This is a genomic window from Sphingobacterium lactis, from assembly GCF_011046555.1.
In the GTDB taxonomy this organism is placed as follows: Bacteria; Bacteroidota; Bacteroidia; order Sphingobacteriales; family Sphingobacteriaceae; genus Sphingobacterium; species Sphingobacterium lactis.
In genome coordinates this window covers 3,865,277-3,883,067 of record NZ_CP049246.1, presented here as the reverse complement: position 1 = coordinate 3,883,067, position 17,791 = coordinate 3,865,277, and the positions used below count along the sequence as shown (strand labels likewise).

Below are 17,791 nucleotides of genomic sequence, written 5' to 3'. Positions count from 1 at the left end.
TTATTTGTTTCCTAATATCGTTGAAATATTGGTGTTGTAAGCTTTGATCGCTGGTAGGATGGAAGCTATGACACCGATTAAACTTGCGATAAGCAAAATTAACCATTCTTTCCCATAAATGTGGAAAGCTTGGATAAAGTCTGCACTCTGACTGGTTTGCGTACTGATAAAATACAGCCCGATATGCCCGATCAGTAAACCGATGATTCCACCAATAAAGGTGATCACCAACCCTTCGACGATCAATAAAGTGAATAGTTTAATCTTACTGGCACCCAAGGTCCGCATGATGGCTAGGTCATATTTTCGATCCTTCAAGGCATTGTACAGGCTGATAAAGACACTCAATCCCGCAATGATCATGATGACATACGCGAGGATTTCCAGGGAATCGATACCAACCCCCATCAGGGAGAATAATCGTGCGGTTTCCAGCGCCGGCGATGCCGCCTGCATACTAGTGGATTGGTTGATCAGTTTAGGGATGACGCCGATCGCGGCAGGTGAACTGTATTTCACCAACATGGCCGTGATTTCCAATCCTTTATCCTGGGTGATATCCTCTGCGATGCTCTTGACGAAAACATCGTTCCTTGGTCTTTCCGAAACAATTTCCTCGACAACGGTATCTGTATTGGTATTTGCTTGGCCATGATCGTGGTCATGTGCAGCATGTTCGGCCGCTGTCTCTCCGGCATGGTCGTGGTCGTGGTCATGGTTATGTGCAGCATGTTCGGCTGCAGTCTCTCCGGCATGATCGTGGTCGTGGTCATGGTCATGTGCAGCATGTTTGGCTGCAGTCCCTCCGGCATGATCATGGTCGTGATCTGCATGGCTACCGTGGTCATGTCCATCACCTTCGGCATGTTCATGATCATGATCTTCATGATGGATGCCATGGATATCCCATACACTTTCCAGGTTGCTCAACAACAGGTTGTCGACAATGGATCCGTTAGGTTTCAGGATGCCGACGATGGTAAAGGGATGTTCGTCGTGGACATGCGCATTTTCCGCCAGCCCATGTGCACCGTGGATCTGGTCGCCGATCTTGAGTTTGTTCTTCCTTGCGGTCTCGCTGCCCAATACCACCTCATAGCTCTTGTTCCAAAGCCTTCCTTCCGCCAACTGTAATTCGTACAGTCCGATAAAGCTGGTGTCGGTACCGACGATGCGGTGGCCCTTAAAGTTATCGCCCAGGGAAATTGGAACCGCTTTCTCGATGAAAGGATTCTCCATCAGTTTTTCCGCTTCCGCCAATTTGATGTTCCCTGTCGGGTTGTCGACATGGTACAGTGCACTCAGGATCAATTGCAGTGGACTGCCTTTGGCACCCACCACCAGGTCAACCTGTTTACTATTGCTGTCGAGCTGCTTCTCAAAAGTATCGCTCGTAATGTATATACTAACGAGTATGGCCACACCGAATGCGGTCAGGATAATACTTAATAAGGTAGAACCCCATTGTTGGGAAATGTTTTTCCAAACGAGCTGTAGTGTATTCATCTTATTGTGCTGTTAATATATAGTTGTTGCTGAATTCGTCTTTCAGACGCTTGTCATGCGTCGATATCAATAAAGTGCTGCCCTGTTCGTTGGCCATGGCTTTGATCAGTTCGATCACCAGGAAGGTGTTCCTGTCATCCAGTGATGCCGTAGGCTCATCGGCGATCAGGAGCGCCGGTTTGTTGATGAGCGCGCGTGCTATGGCGACGCGCTGTACCTGTCCGCGACTGAGCGCATTGGGCTTGCGATCCGAAAACTCACCCAACTGCAATTTCTCCAGAAGAGATTGTACGTCCTTTTCTGAAACAGGCAGTCCCGCCAGGCTCTGTGCCAACTTGATGTTTTCGGCAACGGTCAGGTTCTTCAGCAGATGGGCTTCCTGGAAGATGAATCCCAAGTGCTTGGCACGGAAGCTATCCAGTTGACTGCCGGAAAGTGAATAGAGATCCTGTCCATTGATTGTTACATTTCCCGTGGTCGGTTGTGAAAATCCAGCAATTAAATTGAGCAGGGTTGATTTCCCTGAGCCGGAGTCTCCTAGGACCAAGGTGTGCTGTTGTTTTTCCAGTTGGAGATCCCGGAAGGCCAATGCGGAGCCTTTGGGATACTGGTATGTGAGATTGGAGGTCTTCAGTACAAAATCGCTCATAATGTTTCTTTGTTGCAAAATACCACTATTTGCTGGTTTTAGCGAATTAATATTAACGCAAGTTTAGTGATGTTTCGTTTTTAACAATGGGTGGTTGTAATATATTTTTAACAATTTTTTATCGTATACGGCCCTTTTTACAGCTGTTTTAGATGTGTTTACAATAACATAATATATACTTAACTCGGTAGTAATATTATGTCTCAATATTTGCCTCAACAAAAAACAAAAATTTTGAGATAATGAAAAAGAAATTATTTTTTGCACTGGCAATTGCATCCTTAGGTTTTACATTCAGCTGTTCAGACAATGATCCTGTAAATCCGGTAAATCCTGAAGAAGGAAAAGAAATGGAAAAAACAGGTGAGCTTAAGGACAACGAAACTTGGACTGCTGGTAATGTTTACATCTTGAAAGGTAAAGTTATCGTCCCTGAAGGTAAAACGTTGACTATTGAGCCGGGTACAATCATCAAAGGTGATAAAGGTTCCGATGTAAATGCATCTGCATTAATCGTGGATCAAGGCGCAAAATTAATTGCTAACGGTACTGCTGACAAGCCAATTATCTTTACTTCCATTGATGATAACATCAAAGTAGGTGAAAAATCAGGTACTAATCTTTCACAAGCAAACGTAGGTCTTTGGGGTGGTGTGATCGTTTTAGGTAACGCGCCTATCTCCGTTGCTGGTGATGCGAAAACAGCGAATATCGAAGGTATCCCTGCAAACGCTCCTTATGGTCAATACGGTGGTACAAATGCTGCTGATAACTCTGGTTCATTAAAATATGTTTCTATCCGTCACGGTGGTATCACCATTGGTCAGGATAACGAGATCAACGGTTTGACACTTGGTGGTGTTGGTTCAGGAACAACAATTGATAACATCGAGATCGTAGGTAACCAAGATGATGGTATCGAATGGTTCGGTGGTTCTGTAAATGCAACGAATTTACTTACTTGGGCTGCTGGTGATGACGGTTTAGATGTTGACCAAGCATACTCAGGTACTATCAAGAATGCTTTGGTAATCAAAGGAGACGATTCTGGTGCAGCATTGGAATTGGATGGTCCTGAAGGTTCTAAAGCTACTGAAAAGAGCTTCACCATGGAAAATATCACCATCAACAATAACAACAACAAATCGTTGGTTGCTGACTTGAGAGATGGTGTATTGGCGAACTTGAAAAACATTTTTGCTTACAACTTGACTCCAGAAGCCGTTATTAAAGTAAACGGTCCTGATTCTCAAGCTGAATTGAAAAACGGAAGAATTACTTTCGCAAACTGGGAAGTATTATTGCCAACAGGAGGTTCATTGAATACATTCATCGTAGATGCTAAAGGTGAAGAAGCAAAATTCATCTCCAATGCTAAAGCGATCACTGCTGCTGCTGACGCTAAAGTTGGAGCAGACCTAACAGCGTTCGGTTGGACTTACGCAAAATCTAAAAAAGCTTTCTAATAATTAGAATTTAAAATACAGATCCGCTTTCAACTCTGAAAGCGGATTTTTTTCAAAAAAATCTTTTTTCATTAAACAAATGCTTAAAGTTATCAAACTTACTTTTTTACTGTCATTTTTTATTTTCGGATCTTGGTCTGCAGCAAATGCACAATCTGGAAAAGTAAGCGGAACAATACGAGACGACGCAGGAAATGCACCATTAGCAAACGCTACAGTTTCCGTGTCAAACCTGTCTTCAACAAATTCAGATTTCGAAGGTGATTATTCACTGGATCTTCCCGCAGGTAACCATACCCTCACGGTTCGTTATGTAGGTTATGCCCCTAAGGAAATTAAAGATGTTGTCGTGAAAACCGGACAGACCGTCCAGGTGGATGTGACCTTGTCAAATGAGTCAAATACCATAAGTGAAGTGGTAGTAACCGTATCCGCAAGGAAAAATACGGAATCCTCGATCTTAAACATGCAGAAAAATGCCGGAGTCCTGATGGATGGGCTATCCGCGCAATCCATTAAGCGAAGCGGATCTTCCGATATTGCGGCGGCCGTTAAAGCTGTGCCGGGCGTTTCTGTACAAGACGGGAAATATGTTTTTGTCAGAGGCTTAGGGGATAGGTATTCCAAGTCTATATTGAACGGTGTGGATATTCCAGGATTGGATCCGGATAAGAACACGGTTCAGATGGATATATTCCCAACCAATATATTAGAAAATGTAATCGTCGTTAAATCTGCTTCAGCAGATTTGCCCGCGGATTTTACAGGTGGTGTCGTGGATATCGTAACGAAAGATTTCCCGTCCCAAAAACAGATGGGGGTCAGCTTCTCCTTGGGTGCTAATCCGGCCATGTCCTTTAATAATGACTACCTAACTTATGACGGTGGTAAAACTGATTTCTTAGGTTTCGATGACGGAAATAGAAAATTGAATATCGATCCTAACGTGGACCTGCCAAGACCTACATCTGCAGATAATAGCGGTATTGAGAGCATCACCAAGTCCTTCAATCCCGTGATGGCACCGCGTACAACAACGAGCTTGCCAAACTTCTCCCTAGGTTTTAACTACGGAAATCAATTTCAGGTAGGGGATAACAAATTGGGTGTTATTGCATCCATTGATTACCGTAACACTACGGAATATTATAAGAACTTCCGAAATGGTATCTATCAAAAACCACAGGAAAGAAACGAAATGGAAATCTTACCCGATAGAACACAATTCGGTCGATTAGGTTCCAACAATGTGCTTCTTTCCGGTTTGTTAGGTCTAACCTATAAAACAGATCGCTCAAAATACTCCTTGAATCTATTGAGCATCACGAATGGTCAATCTAGCGCTGCTATTTTCGATCAGGAAACACGTATTTCCAATGTAATCAATACTTACAAAAATAACTTGGAATATACGCAGCGGAATGTGACCAACTTGTTGTTGAGCGGAAAGCACAGTAATGAAGATGCAAGTTTCGTTACGGAGTGGAAGGTTTCACCAACCCTTTCCCAAGTCAACGATAAGGATATTCGTTCGACCACTTTCGTAAGAAACTCAGATGGATCCTTGACCATCAATACGGATGCAGGTCTTCCTAACCGAATCTGGAGAAACCTGAAGGAAATCAACTTGGTAAATAAACTTGATTTCACGAAGAAACATCAGTTATTCGACAATCCAGCACAATTGAAATTTGGTGGTCTGTATAGCTTCAAGACAAGGGACTACAGCATCCCAACTTACCAGATCATGAGTTTGAATGTGAATACAAGAGATTTGAACGGTGATCCCAATCAGATCTTGACCCCGGAAAATATCTGGACTGTGGAATCAAATTCAGGTTACTATTTCAGCGGTCGTTCTCAACCACAAAATGAGTTTGAATCTACGCAACACACCATTGCCGCTTATGTGTCTTCTGAATTTAAACCATTCGATAAATTGAGAGCTATTGTCGGACTTCGTGGTGAAAAGTATATGACTTTTTTCACAGGTACCAACAGTATTGCAAGTGAAGAATACGACAACAAGAAAACCCTTGACAAATTAGACTTTTTCCCTTCCGTAAACTTAATCTATGGATTGAAGGAAAGCCAGAATTTGCGTTTCTCATACTCACGTACTACCGCTCGCCCTTCCTTCAAGGAATTATCCGTGGTTCAGATTCCTGATTTGTTAACCGGAGTTATTTTCTTGGGTAACATCGACTTGGTACCAACCTATATCAATAACTTGGATTTGCGTTATGAAATGTTCGGTAATGCAGCGCAAATGTTTGCCGTGAGTGCATTCTACAAAAAATTCAAGGATCCAATTGAGTTGGTAGCTTATTCGTACCAAGCTCCTGAGAACTTTACACCACGTAATGCACCGAGTGCTGAAGTTTACGGATTGGAATTCGAAGGTAGAAAGAACTTTGGTTTCATTTCTGAAGATTTGGAAGGATTAAGCTTAAATGTCAATGTATCCATCATCAAATCAAAAATTGAAATGAGCAAAATTGAAGGTGGCGAATATGAGTCCAGATTGCAATTTGCAAGAGAAGGTGAAACAATCGAGGATACTCGTGTTCTTCAGGGACAATCTCCATACTTAGTGAATGCCGGTTTCAATTACAATAACACAGCTATCGGCTTAGAAGGTGGTCTTTTCTACAATGTTCAGGGTAAAACCTTAGAAGTTGTAGGTTTTGGTAAGAACTCTGATGTATTTGTACAGCCATTCCATAGCCTTAACTTCAATATGACGAAGAAATTAGGCCAATCGCAGCGCAATGTTGTTCGTGTAAGTGCGGAAAATATCTTGGGCGCAGAGCGTAAGAGTTATTATGAGTCCTACGGTTCATCGAATAAAGAATTCTTATACAGAGCTCCAGGAACTACTTTTACAGTAGGCTATAGTTATACTTTCTAAAAACTATTTAATCCAATATAGAAGGGAGTAGAAGTAAATTCTACTCCCTTTTTTATGTCGTGGATAGCAGATCATTTCTCTTTATCTTTTAACCCATGGAGAAGTTCTATTTAATAACTATAGCGGTTAGAATGGAAATGTTACGAAATAGAGGATGGTCAATCTTTTTCTAACTCAACCATATCGTATAGCTTATAAACAAATTGTAGGGATTTTAATCCATATATTCTCGTTTGATAGAAGTTGAAAATATGGTCATTTCAATGTGCCGGAGCGACTGCCAAAATCACTTGGTGTTTGGCAAGCTAAATTGAATTAATTCCTGTCCTCATGCTTTATAAAAACAAGAAGCGCCTGAATGATAACAGGCGCTTCTTGTTTTTAAATTTTTATCTTTTTAGTGACCAACCGGTCCATTTGTTTCCTGACGATCATGCTTATGCCTGAACAGCACCGCAAACAAAACAGCAATGACCAGCGTATATGCCGCGAATGCGATCCAGATATGGTGCCAGTCCTTCAACTGTATGGCCTGATCAAAGATGCCATTCACAACCTGCACACCTCGGGAACCGATAAAGCCCTGTAGGGTTTCATTGTCGGGTGTAGTTTGCAGGAATTGGGCCAGAGAGGCGCTGTCCGTGAAGGAAAGAGTGTAATACTTGTCAATGACCCATCCGGAAACCCAAGAGCCCAGAACGGCTCCAAATCCGTTGGTCATCATCATGAACAATCCCTGTGCAGAGGATCGGATTTTGTTATTGGTATTGGTTTCCACGAAAAGGGATCCTGAGATATTGAAGAAGTCGAACGCCATACCGTACACGATACAGGATAGGATAATCATCCACAGTCCGGAAGTCGGGTTGCCATAGGCAAATAGGCCGAAACGGAGCACCCACGCCACCATAGCGATCAACATCACCTGTTTGATGCCAAAACGCTTCAGGAAAAACGGAATGGCCAGGATAAAGAGGGTTTCGGAAATCTGCGATATGGACATGATGATGGTCGAATATTCGATCACGAAGGAGTCCACATATTTTGGGAAGTACTTAAATTCATCGAGGAAGACATCGCCATAAGCGTTCGTCAGTTGCAGGGCGGCGCCCAGGAACATGGAGAACACAAAGAACATCGCCATCTTGAAGTTTCCGAACAGCTTGAACGCTTCCAGGCCCAAGAGTTGGGACCATTTGGAACCTTCCTGGATATGGCGCTGTGGCGGACATTTCGGAAGATAAACGATGGAATACAGCCCCAGCAGAATGGATCCTGCGGCGGCGATGTAGAACTGTCCTTCGGTGGCTTTGCTACCAGTCAGGTTGGTCGTCCACATGGCTGCGATGAAACCGACAGTACCCCAGACCCGGATCGGCGGGAATGCCTTAATGAGGTCGTAATTTCCTTGATTCAGTGCTGTATAGGCAATGGAATTGGAAAGAGCAAGGGTCGGCATGTAGCAGCACATACTCAACAGCATCACCGTAAAAAAGGAACCGGGATCATCCACCTGCGCCAAGTAGAGCATACAGCCGGCGTACAGGAAGTGCAATCCGATGTAGAGTTTTTCTGCATTGACCCACCGGTCGGCGATGATACCCATCAATGTGGGCATAAAAAGTGATGCAATACCCATGGTGGAGAAAATGGCGCCGAATTCGGTACCACCCCAATTTTTCGTCCCAAACCAATAGTTTGCAATTGTAATCAACCATGCTCCCCAAACAAAGAATTGGAAGAAATTCATGATTGTTAACCTAAGTTTAATAGACATAATCTGAGTACTATTATGTTGAGGAGGTAGAAATAATTATGATTTGCGTTTTTCTATTTCGTCCCGGATCTTGGCTGCCGTTTCGTACTGTTCGTTTTCGATGGCTTTTTCCAAGGTTTTTTCAAGTTGTTCCAGGGACAAGGATGCATAAGGAGATGGTTTGTTCTTGATGCTGTCCTTTTCTGCGGGTTCCGGCGCTTTTTCTTCCGCCGGCTCATTTTTGTAACTGCCGACGTTTTCGATGTTCTCCAGGAAGGCGAAATCGTTGCCTTCGATTACAATACCCGCGGTATTCATGATGAAATCGTATGTGTAGATCGGGCATTCGAAGCGTACGGCAAGTGCTACGGCATCGGAGGTCCGGGCGTCGATCTCGACGGTCTTTTCCCCATTGCTGCACAATAATTTGGCGAAAAAAATACCATCTACCAAGTTGTAGATCAGTACTTCTTCCAGTTTGATGGCGAATGTTTCGGCGAATGTTTTGAAGAGATCATGCGTTAGCGGCCTGCTGGGGGTCATTTTTTCGATTTCCACGGCGATGGACTGCGCTTCGAAACCACCGATGATCACGGGCAGACGACGGTTCCCACCAACCTCTCCTAACACCAATGCATAGGCACCGGACTGCGTCTGACTATAGGATAACCCAACAATGTCTAACTTGATTTTCTTCATTGATAACGCGTTAACGTGATTACAAAGATAGGTAATATTAAAAGCAAAAAAAAAGTGACCCTGCATTTTTTAGGCAAGGCCACTCGTTCATTGTTTAGTTTTCCCTAATTGTTCTTGATGTTTTTGATCGCTTCGGTCAATTTAGGAACGATGTCAAACGCATCGCCTACGATTCCGTAATCGGCAACCTTGAAGAAAGGTGCCTCCGGATCCTTATTGATCACGACGATGGTCTTGGATGAGCTTACGCCCGCCAAGTGCTGGATCGCACCGGAGATACCAATGGCAATGTAAAGGTTTGGACTTACCACGATACCTGTCTGCCCTACGTGCTCCGAGTGTGGTCTCCATCCCGCGTCAGAAACTGGTTTTGAGCAAGCTGTTGCTGCACCCAATACCGCGGCTAGGTCTTCGATCATGCCCCAGTTCTCAGGTCCCTTCATTCCGCGACCCGCTGAAACAACGATCTCGGCCTCCGGCAAGGAGATTTTATCCGTTGCACGGACGATTTCCTTTACCAGTACATTGAAGTCCTGATCCTGCAATTCCGGTGTGAAATCAACGATCTCCGCTGATCCGCCAACGTCCGTCGCATCAAATGCATTCGGATTGACCGCAATGACCTTAACTGCAGAATTGATCGTCTCTGTAGCGAAGGCTTTGTTGGAAAATGCTGTTTTCTTCACTTCCATGGTGTCTCCATTGAACGTTGGTAGGCTGATGGCACCATCCGCAAAACCGGCATCCAATTTAGCTGCCACGCGTGGGCCTAAGCCTTTACCGCTGAAGGAATTCGAAAGCACGACCACTTTTGCGCCTTCTTGCTTCGCTGCCGAAGCGATGATGGATGCATACGCTTTGTTCACGAAGCTCTTCAATTTATCCTGATCGGCATTCAATACTTTCGTAACGCCATATTTCCCTAATTTTTCAAGCTCTGCTTTTTCCACATTGCCAATGGATAGGGCGGTTACTGTATCGCCTAACTGATCAGCGATCGCTTTCGCATACGATGCTGCTTCGAAAGCTGATTTCTTTAAGGTACCGTCTGTATTCTCTATATATACTAAAATAGCCATATTAAATTCTTGAGTGATTAATGATTAGATAACTTTTGCTTCGCTGCGTAACAATTGAACCAATTGATCCACATCTTCTACCAATTTCACGGCGCTACGTGGGGCTGGTGTCTCGAATTTTGCAATCGTTGATAGTTCCTTGACCTCGATCGGTTCTACCACCTGAAGCGGTTTCGTCCGTGCACCCATGATACCGCGCATATTCGGGATCTTCGGCTCGGCAACACCTTCCGCTGTACCGACAACGATCGGAAGCGATACGCTCAATACTTCCTTACCACCTTCGATCTCGCGGTCAATGGTTGCATCACTGCCCTGGATATCCAATTTCTTCGCAATGGAAACTGATGGCAGGTTCAATAGCTCACCCAAAAGGGCAGCTACCTGCGCACCGTTATAGTCGATCGATTCGCGTCCCGTAAGGATCAAATCGAAGTTCTGATCTTTTGCATAATTTGCGATCTGGTTTGCTACGAACCATGCATCACGTGGCTGGGCATTGATGCGAACGGCATCATCTGCGCCAATTGCCAAAGCTTTGCGGATCGTCGGCTCCGTGCTCGCATCACCAACATTGATGACCGTAACGGTGCCTTTTCCACCTTCAGCCAGCTCTACCGCCTTGGATAGGGCGATCTCATCGTATGGATTGATGATGTACTGGATACCGGTGCTGTTAAATACGGTGTTATCGTTAGTGAAGGTTATTTTTGATGTCGTGTCTGGGACATTACTTATACATACTAATATTCTCATAATTCTTAGCGTTTTACACAAACCTACATTAATTCGAAAGCATTTCAAAGTCGGTAAATTCCATTTTTCAAAGCTTAAGTTTGATTTTTAAATTATAAAATAGTTAACAAAAACATCCTTTTACTAATAAATACTTATTTCAAAGGTTTGTTTATTGAAAAATTATATGAATTATTCAATGATTGCTATAAAAACCCAATAGTCATTGAAATGTCATTTTGTATGCTAGCATAGTATTTTTTCTATCCATTAGTTGCGGTTTTGGGAAACTCAAAATATAAGTATCTTTGGAAATGGAAAGTAGATTAGCGCAATTGCAGGGGTTTTTAGCTGAGAGTCCGTCGGACCCATTCTTAAAATACGCACTGACAATGGAATACGTCAAGCTGAACAACGCGATAGAAGCTCGTAAAGGTTTTGAAGACCTGCTGTTGAATCATGAAGATTATGTGGGCACCTATTACCATTTCGGAAAATTTTTAGAGGCTGCAGGGGAGAAGGAACGCGCACTGGAAGTTTATGAAAAAGGCGTGTCCATAGCCCAATCCAAGCGGAATTTCCATGCCATGGGTGAGCTGAAGAATGCCATCCTCATGGCTAATGGGCTTCTCGATGAAGATGAATAACGTTAAATTTTTTTAGAAAACTAATTTATGGTACTCTTTTTGTTTTTTCTTAAATGTAATGAGAATCAGAAGGGTAGTCATATTGTCTTTAATAGGGTTTATCGTCCTTATCGTTGGGTTTAGCTGTATAAATAACAAGTCCAACGTCAACCAATTGGTTGCGGCGGAGGATAACGCCCTAAAAGGAGTTTCCGTAATCGGAACATATGAAGGCAAATTGCCCTGCGCAGATTGTACTAATATTACCACAGTTCTGAGCCTTGACAACAACAAGAATTACCTCATGCGCTACGAATATGTCGGCAAGAGCGAAGAAGTTTTCGAGCACAAAGGCAAATGGAAAGTAGACAAAGACATCCTGAGCCTGGAAAATGTTGATTATACCTTTAAAATCAATAAAAACCAGCTCAACCAATTGGATCTCTCCGGCAAGGAAATCACCGGTGATCTCGCAGAGAAATATGTGTTGGTGAAAATAAAGTAGAGATGTGAGATGTGAGATTTGAGATATTAAGCGACGAATGATCGCTTTTTATTTTTAATACTCTTTAACTTTAGCGGAAACTCATAAGATTTGGTGAAATGAAAAAGATGCAATCAAGAATTTTTACACGCAACAAAATCTTTGCTCTATTTTTGCACTCCATCCTACCATATAGGTAACCCCCTTTCTATCTCATATCTCACATCTCAATACTCAAATCTGAAACCAATATACCTACATCAAGGTATTTCATACGTTACCCATCCTGGGTAATTTTGGTATAAACCAAAAATATTAACGATGAAAACGAAATTATTATTAATGCTACTTCCGATCATGCTATTGTTTGCCGGAAGTTGTTCAGGTTTATTGGATGACCTGATTGAAGAAGCGGAGGGAGAGTACGATGAAAAGCGTGCAGAGGTACAGATTTTAGGGAAATGGAATGCGTATGAATATTACAGCAATGATTTCTATCAGGAAGGTGTGAGCAATCCGAAGGATTTCTCGGGAGTGAATCAGATTGGGGTGCTGTTGAAGTATGAATCCAGAAGTGGAAGCTGTTCAACGAAGATGGAGCAATTCGAACAACGATTGGACCACTTCAAGCTTGAATTCCGTGTGAGCGATAAGGTGATTCTGGAAACCAAGGATTATTTTAAGGCCACCACGTATGATAATGAATGTACAGCTAGGACAGATACGGATGGAGGCGTGGATAAGGAAGAATTGCCTTATCGGTTGGATGCAGCCAATGGTATGCTCTATTTGACCGAGGATGAGGATACCAATTATGAGGTCGGCTTTCAGATCTTAAATTTAACGGATGATAACCTGCATATCCGTTACGACTCCAATGGAGAGTTTATCGATATCAAGCTCAGAAGGTAATCCATTAATTTCATAGTATAATAAAAAGGGAGACTGCTATTAGCGATCTCCCTTATTTTATGTTTTCATTTTAGCTTATTTATGGTTGCAGATCTCTTTTAGGGTCGCAACAACAAAGTCAATTTCTTCTTTTGTATTGTGTTTACAGAACGAGAAACGCACCGATGGACGGGAAGGGTCAGCACCGATTCCGGCCAGGACATGGGAGCCGATGTCAGAACCTGAGCTACACGCACTACCTCCGGACGCCGATACGCCTTTGATGTCCAGGTTGAACAACAACATATCGCCCATTTGGGTACATGGCAGGGACACATTCAAGACCGTGTAAAGGGCTTTGTCCGCATCTACCTCACCGTTAAACTTCACATCAGGGATGTTTAGCGTCAATTGCTCCTTCATGTAATCTTTAAGCGATTGGATGTACTCCTGGTGCTCTTTCATTTCTTCGTAAGCGATTTCCAACGCTTTCGCCAAACCGACGATGCCATATACGTTTTCTGTACCTCCGCGCATATTGCGTTCCTGCGCACCGCCATAGATCAAAGGTTTGATCTTGTTCCGGCTGTTGATGTACAGGAATCCAACGCCTTTAGGGCCATGGAATTTGTGCGCAGCACCCGTGATGAAGTCGATCTTCAGGTCACTCAGGTCATGGGCATAGTGTCCCATGGTCTGTACCGTGTCCGAATGGAAAACACCACCATATTGCTCACAAAGCTCGCTGACTTTCTTGATGTCGGTCAGGTTGCCCAGCTCGTTGTTGGCATGCATCAGGGAAACAAAAGTCTTCGGGTTCTTGGAAAGCAATTCTTCCAAATGCGCCATATCGACATTTCCTTTGGCATCCACACGAAGAAGGTCCAGATGGATCTTACCCGCTTTTTCCAACTCCTCCAACGTATGAAGGACAGCGTGATGCTCCAAAGGTGAACTGATCGCATGTGTAATGTTATAGGCCTCGATGGCGCGTACAATAGCCATATTATCGGCTTCCGTACCACCTGAAGTAAAGAAAATCTCGGATGGGGAAGCGTTCAATAACTTGGCAACAGACCGTCTCGCTTTCTCAACGATGGTCTTCATTTCACGCCCGTGGGCGTGGATGGACGAGGGATTTCCAAAATTCTCGTTCAACATCTTCACCATAACCTCGATAACTTCCTTATCCAAGGCGGTGGTGGCGGCATTATCAAAATAAACTTGCATGGCGGCAAATATAATTAATCAGTAGGAGAAATCTTACTAATTTTCTTTTTTCTGACCACGATCAAACCGATTGAAAGTAAACTTGTTACGAAGCTTAAATAGACGATTAAATCACTATATTTTGTATAGAAAGTAAGGTTTTCGTTCAGATTGATTTCCTGCGACAGCGCTGTTGGCACCCACCAACTGCTTTTTTGCACGATATCACCTTTTTGGTTGATAAAGGCCGATATACCGGTATTGGCCGAACGAACCACCCAACGGCGATTCTCAATAGCCCGTAATTTCGCGTACATCAGGTGCTGGTCCTTTCCGGAAGTATTTCCCCACCAGCCATCATTGGTAATCACGGCAATGAACTGCGCACCTTTACGGATGTAGGACGCAACATAATTCCCCCAGATCGATTCGTAGCAGATCACCGGTGCGGCACCTATGCCACTCGCCGAGTAGAAAACAGAGGCTTCATCCTGACTTCCGTAGCCACCGGTCGTGCCTCCGAAATGCTGGAACAGCGGTTTCATCACAGCAAGGGCTTCCCCGAAAGGCAGCTTTTCCACGCCCGGAACCAATTTGGATTTGTGGTAGAACTGCAGCTTGCTACTTCCGTCAACCAATACAGCAGCATTGAAACTGTCGTAGAACATATTGCCGACCTCCCGTGCAGTGGTAGTCCGCTGATCATTGTAGATGACGTAACTCTCAATTCCTGAAAGGATATTGCCGTTATGGTACGGCTCCAGAAATTCCAATAGTTTATAATACTGTGGGTAATCCCGGAATTCCTCCTCATTGATGCCGTTGCTTCCTGATATGGCCGTTTCTGGCCAGATAAAAAACTCCGTATTCAATTTGGCGACCTTCTGGGATAGGTCCGTTAGGGTCTTCAATTGCTGCTCCGGAGTAATGCTTCCCCACTTTCCGTAAGGATCGATATTGGGTTGCACCGTCACGATTTCCGAAGGATTCACATGCTCCTCATAGGATTGATACTGCAGGATAGAAATACCAGCCGGTAGGACGATCCATGCCGCAATAATGCCAAGCAGAACGGATTGACGGTATACTTGGATCTTTTCCCTTTTCTGCCAGTACCAAAGAAAGATCAGTACGTTGGCAATCCAGATCCATACCGTACCCCCATATACGCCCGTGACGCTATACCACTGGATCAATTGGTGGAAATTGGCGAAGCCGTTCCCCAAGGTCATCCATGGAAAAGCCAATTCCCAAGATTGGTGCAGGAACTCATAGGCTATCCAAAAGGAAATCAAACCCATGAAACTCAGTAGGATGTTGTTGCGCTTGCGCATTTGGTAATAGCCCCTGAATGCCAGGGCCATCAGTAATGGCGCTAATGTAAAAGGAATCAGCGCGATCATCAGGGAGGCAAATGCATTGAGGACGGCATTCATGGAATTGTATACCCAATAGATGGATGCCGTATTCCAGATGACACCCGTCAGGAAGGCCAGCCCGAAGATCTTACGCCCCTTGTTTTTGTAATCTCCACGGATAACCTGCTCCACGGCAATCAATAGCGGGACGAAAGCGACGAATAAAAGGACGCTTGTATAGGGTATTGGCGGCCAGGCAAGCCATAACAGTACGGCGCTGCCTATTGCCAATAGGTAATTATTTCTCATTGCACTTACAGTTTGCTGAGGACTTCCGCCTTCTTGCTTTCGTATTCAGCCTGGGTAATCAATTGTTTGTCGTAAAGACTTTTCAGTTTCTTTAATTTCGCTGTGATTTCATCCTCATCCTCCACCTTACTTGTTGCTGGAACAGGCGCAGGGTTTGGCCTGTTCGGTTCCGATGATGGTGTAGATGTAGGCGTACCGAAGATACTCGGTTTGGGCTCCTCAGTCTTCGGATTGTTCTGCGCAAAACTGTCGTTCAGGCTTGGTCTTTCCGTAAAACGTGGCGTTTCCTGAACCGGAGTTTCTCGTTTTTCCTCCACGATAGGTTTCTCCTTGATCGGATCCGGATTGCTGTATACAGGCTTGTTCTCGATGACGATCTTGCTTTCTTTTGCTTCCGATTTCTGGTTCTGCAAATTGTCCAAGGCCGCCTTGATCAATTGATAAAGCTTGCGCGCCTGGATCTTAGGGATGTAATCGATGGTTAGGTTTTCTCCGGTGAACGGGATAACCGTCACCTTGGAACCGAAGATCTCTTCCTTGAAGGCAATATCCTTGATGTCCTGCCAACTGAAGATCTCGAAATTGGTAGCCAGTCCCAGTTTGGTGAATTCACAGAGAAAAAGGCGTTTATTGCTGACGGTAATGCTGTCCGGCAATAGGGTTACGGCCGGCTTTTTCTGCACGGCGATATAATTCACGGACTCACCGGGAGTCATCATATCGAGGATCTTTCCGTGGATCTTCTCCACGACTTTAGGATCCTGCCCATCTTGAACGTATTTGTCGATTTGATAATTTTCCATTGATTCGGATTTAAAGTTGATGGTGTATTATGGCTGTCCGGCCACGCAGCACACGAACTCGCCCTTGATAGGGTGGGTTTCGAAGTGCAGTTTTAATTCTTCCAGGGTGCCCCGCACCGTTTCTTCGAACATCTTACTGATCTCCCGCGATACGGAAGCCTGCCTGTCTGCTCCGAAAACCTGAATGAATTCCTCCAGTGATTTCAGCAGACGGTGTGGCGATTCGTAGAATATCATGGTCCTTTTTTCCTCGGCGAGTGATTTCAATCGGGTCTGCCGTCCTTTTTTGACGGGCAGGAATCCCTCGAAACAGAACCTGTCGTTCGGAAGGCCTGAGTTGACCAAGGCCGGGACAAAGGCTGTCGCTCCAGGTAAACACTGTACATCCAACCCTTCTTTGATGGCTTCGCGTACCAACAGGAATCCAGGGTCGGATATGGCCGGTGTACCTGCATCGGATATCAGGGCGATGTCATTGCCTTCCTTCAGCAAACGGATGATTTCCTGAACCGCTTTGTGCTCATTATGCTGATGGTGGGCAAATACCTTCTTGTCGATGCCAAAGTGCTTCAGCATCGGCGCACTGGTTCGGGTATCCTCCGCTAGGATGATATCCACAGCTTTCAGCACATTGATGGCGCGAAAGGTCATATCCTCCAAATTACCGATAGGGGTAGGGACTATATATAACATAGCTCAAAGATAGGGAATAATGCGGTTTTAAAAATCCCTGAAAACAAAGAAAATTCGGAACCTCTACCGGCCTTATTCCGAAACTTCGATATAATCCTCAGCCTTTGGAATTTTGGCCACATAATCTTTCCATTCCTCCGGTATCGGTGTCAGCTTGCGTTCCACGATGTTCATCCAAGCCCCATCTACAGTTACCAATGCCGCACGGACACCATTCTCCTTGAATATCTCATGACGGAAGGAAAACCGCGAATTCACGGTATTGAATTTCGTGATCTGAACCGTCACCGTAATGCGTTCATCCAATCCGATCTCACGGAAATAGCTGAGCTCCTCCCGGAACAGAATAGGACCGATCTTGCGGCGATTGAATTCCTCTAGGGAAAGCCCCATTTTATTCAGCATATTACTGCGTGCCTGCGCACAGAAATCCGCATAGGCGGAGTGGCGCAAGTGTACATTGGCATCTATCTGTGACTATAAAACTTGGCCTTCGTAAAAGATCGTGTTCTCCATGTGTATATCGTTTGAATAATTTAAAAATAGCTATTTGCAGGGGAAAATGGTAGGGGAACGCCTTCAATTCCTTAAAATTTACCTTAATTTAATATGAAACA

The 17,791-nt window shown here is 44.3% G+C and carries 16 protein-coding genes; 5 read left to right on the top strand and 11 right to left on the bottom strand.

Annotated elements, in window-relative coordinates:
- Positions 1–1,506: an ABC transporter permease gene (locus G6N79_RS17660; RefSeq protein WP_234993172.1), complete on the bottom strand. Its 1,506-nt coding sequence runs from the start codon at positions 1,504–1,506 to the stop codon at positions 1–3.
- A 1-nt stretch (position 1,507) separates the two neighbouring features.
- Positions 1,508–2,155: an ABC transporter ATP-binding protein gene (locus G6N79_RS16885; protein ID WP_103905781.1), complete on the bottom strand. Its 648-nt coding sequence runs from the start codon at positions 2,153–2,155 to the stop codon at positions 1,508–1,510.
- Between the two features lie 242 nt (positions 2,156–2,397).
- Here G6N79_RS16885 and G6N79_RS16880 point away from each other — a divergent pair, with 242 nt between their 5' ends.
- Positions 2,398–3,621 carry a hypothetical protein gene (locus G6N79_RS16880; RefSeq protein WP_103905780.1) on the top strand — a complete coding sequence of 408 codons (1,224 nt, stop codon included), beginning with the start codon at positions 2,398–2,400 and terminating at the stop codon, positions 3,619–3,621.
- A gap of 79 nt (positions 3,622–3,700) precedes the next feature.
- Positions 3,701–6,532, top strand: coding sequence for a TonB-dependent receptor (locus G6N79_RS16875; protein WP_103905779.1), 2,832 nt, complete (start codon positions 3,701–3,703; stop codon positions 6,530–6,532).
- 397 nt (positions 6,533–6,929) lie between these two features.
- On the opposite strand, the gene G6N79_RS16870 is transcribed toward G6N79_RS16875, so the two are convergent.
- From G6N79_RS16870 to G6N79_RS16855, 4 genes are all read right to left on the bottom strand, one after another.
- Entirely contained in the window at positions 6,930–8,309 is a 1,380-nt protein-coding gene (locus tag G6N79_RS16870) for a nucleoside permease (protein ID WP_103905778.1), read from the bottom strand.
- A 36-nt stretch (positions 8,310–8,345) separates the two neighbouring features.
- The gene (locus G6N79_RS16865) at positions 8,346–8,987 is read right to left on the bottom strand and encodes a bifunctional nuclease family protein (RefSeq protein WP_103905777.1); all 642 of its coding nucleotides are present in this window, start codon (positions 8,985–8,987) and stop codon (positions 8,346–8,348) included.
- A gap of 104 nt (positions 8,988–9,091) precedes the next feature.
- The gene (locus G6N79_RS16860) at positions 9,092–10,066 is read right to left on the bottom strand and encodes an electron transfer flavoprotein subunit alpha/FixB family protein (protein ID WP_103905776.1); all 975 of its coding nucleotides are present in this window, start codon (positions 10,064–10,066) and stop codon (positions 9,092–9,094) included.
- Between the two features lie 24 nt (positions 10,067–10,090).
- Entirely contained in the window at positions 10,091–10,822 is a 732-nt protein-coding gene (locus tag G6N79_RS16855) for an electron transfer flavoprotein subunit beta/FixA family protein (protein ID WP_103905775.1), read from the bottom strand.
- A gap of 293 nt (positions 10,823–11,115) precedes the next feature.
- On the opposite strand from G6N79_RS16855, the gene G6N79_RS16850 reads away from it, so the two are divergent.
- The 3 genes from G6N79_RS16850 (at position 11,116) to G6N79_RS16840 (ending at position 12,823) form a co-directional block, all read left to right on the top strand.
- Positions 11,116–11,448 carry a tetratricopeptide repeat protein gene (locus G6N79_RS16850; RefSeq protein ID WP_103905774.1) on the top strand — a complete coding sequence of 111 codons (333 nt, stop codon included), beginning with the start codon at positions 11,116–11,118 and terminating at the stop codon, positions 11,446–11,448.
- A gap of 58 nt (positions 11,449–11,506) precedes the next feature.
- Positions 11,507–11,932: a copper resistance protein NlpE gene (locus G6N79_RS16845; RefSeq protein WP_103905773.1), complete on the top strand. Its 426-nt coding sequence runs from the start codon at positions 11,507–11,509 to the stop codon at positions 11,930–11,932.
- Between the two features lie 300 nt (positions 11,933–12,232).
- Positions 12,233–12,823, top strand: a complete 591-nt coding sequence (locus G6N79_RS16840) for a hypothetical protein (protein ID WP_103905772.1) — start codon at positions 12,233–12,235, stop codon at positions 12,821–12,823.
- Positions 12,824–12,898: 75 nt separating this feature from the next.
- Here the strand turns inward: G6N79_RS16840 and G6N79_RS16835 are convergent, their stop codons facing one another.
- The 5 genes from G6N79_RS16835 to G6N79_RS16815 all read right to left on the bottom strand — a co-directional run bounded on the left by G6N79_RS16835 (position 12,899) and on the right by G6N79_RS16815 (position 17,645).
- A complete protein-coding gene (locus G6N79_RS16835) occupies positions 12,899–14,032 on the bottom strand; it encodes a cysteine desulfurase family protein (protein WP_103905771.1) in 1,134 nt (377 codons plus the stop codon).
- A gap of 14 nt (positions 14,033–14,046) precedes the next feature.
- Positions 14,047–15,678, bottom strand: coding sequence for an apolipoprotein N-acyltransferase (gene lnt / locus G6N79_RS16830; RefSeq protein WP_103905770.1), 1,632 nt, complete (start codon positions 15,676–15,678; stop codon positions 14,047–14,049).
- A gap of 5 nt (positions 15,679–15,683) precedes the next feature.
- Positions 15,684–16,481, bottom strand: coding sequence for a PH domain-containing protein (locus G6N79_RS16825; protein ID WP_103905769.1), 798 nt, complete (start codon positions 16,479–16,481; stop codon positions 15,684–15,686).
- Between the two features lie 27 nt (positions 16,482–16,508).
- Positions 16,509–17,174: a 16S rRNA (cytidine(1402)-2'-O)-methyltransferase gene (rsmI, locus tag G6N79_RS16820; RefSeq protein WP_103905768.1), complete on the bottom strand. Its 666-nt coding sequence runs from the start codon at positions 17,172–17,174 to the stop codon at positions 16,509–16,511.
- A gap of 72 nt (positions 17,175–17,246) precedes the next feature.
- Positions 17,247–17,645, bottom strand: coding sequence for an acyl-CoA thioesterase (locus G6N79_RS16815; protein ID WP_103905767.1), 399 nt, complete (start codon positions 17,643–17,645; stop codon positions 17,247–17,249).
- Positions 17,646–17,791: the final 146 nt, after the last annotated feature.

Coding starts and splice junctions, on each gene's coding strand:
- G6N79_RS16825 (WP_103905769.1), bottom strand. CDS start 16,481: ATGGAAAATTATCAAATCGACAAATACGTTCAAGATGGGCAGGATCCT.
- G6N79_RS16855 (WP_103905775.1), bottom strand. CDS start 10,822: ATGAGAATATTAGTATGTATAAGTAATGTCCCAGACACGACATCAAAA.
- G6N79_RS16845 (WP_103905773.1), top strand. CDS start 11,507: ATGAGAATCAGAAGGGTAGTCATATTGTCTTTAATAGGGTTTATCGTC.
- G6N79_RS17660 (WP_234993172.1), bottom strand. CDS start 1,506: ATGAATACACTACAGCTCGTTTGGAAAAACATTTCCCAACAATGGGGT.
- rsmI (WP_103905768.1), bottom strand. CDS start 17,174: ATGTTATATATAGTCCCTACCCCTATCGGTAATTTGGAGGATATGACC.
- G6N79_RS16875 (WP_103905779.1), top strand. CDS start 3,701: ATGCTTAAAGTTATCAAACTTACTTTTTTACTGTCATTTTTTATTTTC.
- G6N79_RS16885 (WP_103905781.1), bottom strand. CDS start 2,155: ATGAGCGATTTTGTACTGAAGACCTCCAATCTCACATACCAGTATCCC.
- G6N79_RS16850 (WP_103905774.1), top strand. CDS start 11,116: ATGGAAAGTAGATTAGCGCAATTGCAGGGGTTTTTAGCTGAGAGTCCG.
- G6N79_RS16880 (WP_103905780.1), top strand. CDS start 2,398: ATGAAAAAGAAATTATTTTTTGCACTGGCAATTGCATCCTTAGGTTTT.
- lnt (WP_103905770.1), bottom strand. CDS start 15,678: ATGAGAAATAATTACCTATTGGCAATAGGCAGCGCCGTACTGTTATGG.
- G6N79_RS16840 (WP_103905772.1), top strand. CDS start 12,233: ATGAAAACGAAATTATTATTAATGCTACTTCCGATCATGCTATTGTTT.
- G6N79_RS16865 (WP_103905777.1), bottom strand. CDS start 8,987: ATGAAGAAAATCAAGTTAGACATTGTTGGGTTATCCTATAGTCAGACG.
- G6N79_RS16870 (WP_103905778.1), bottom strand. CDS start 8,309: ATGTCTATTAAACTTAGGTTAACAATCATGAATTTCTTCCAATTCTTT.
- G6N79_RS16860 (WP_103905776.1), bottom strand. CDS start 10,066: ATGGCTATTTTAGTATATATAGAGAATACAGACGGTACCTTAAAGAAA.
- G6N79_RS16835 (WP_103905771.1), bottom strand. CDS start 14,032: ATGCAAGTTTATTTTGATAATGCCGCCACCACCGCCTTGGATAAGGAA.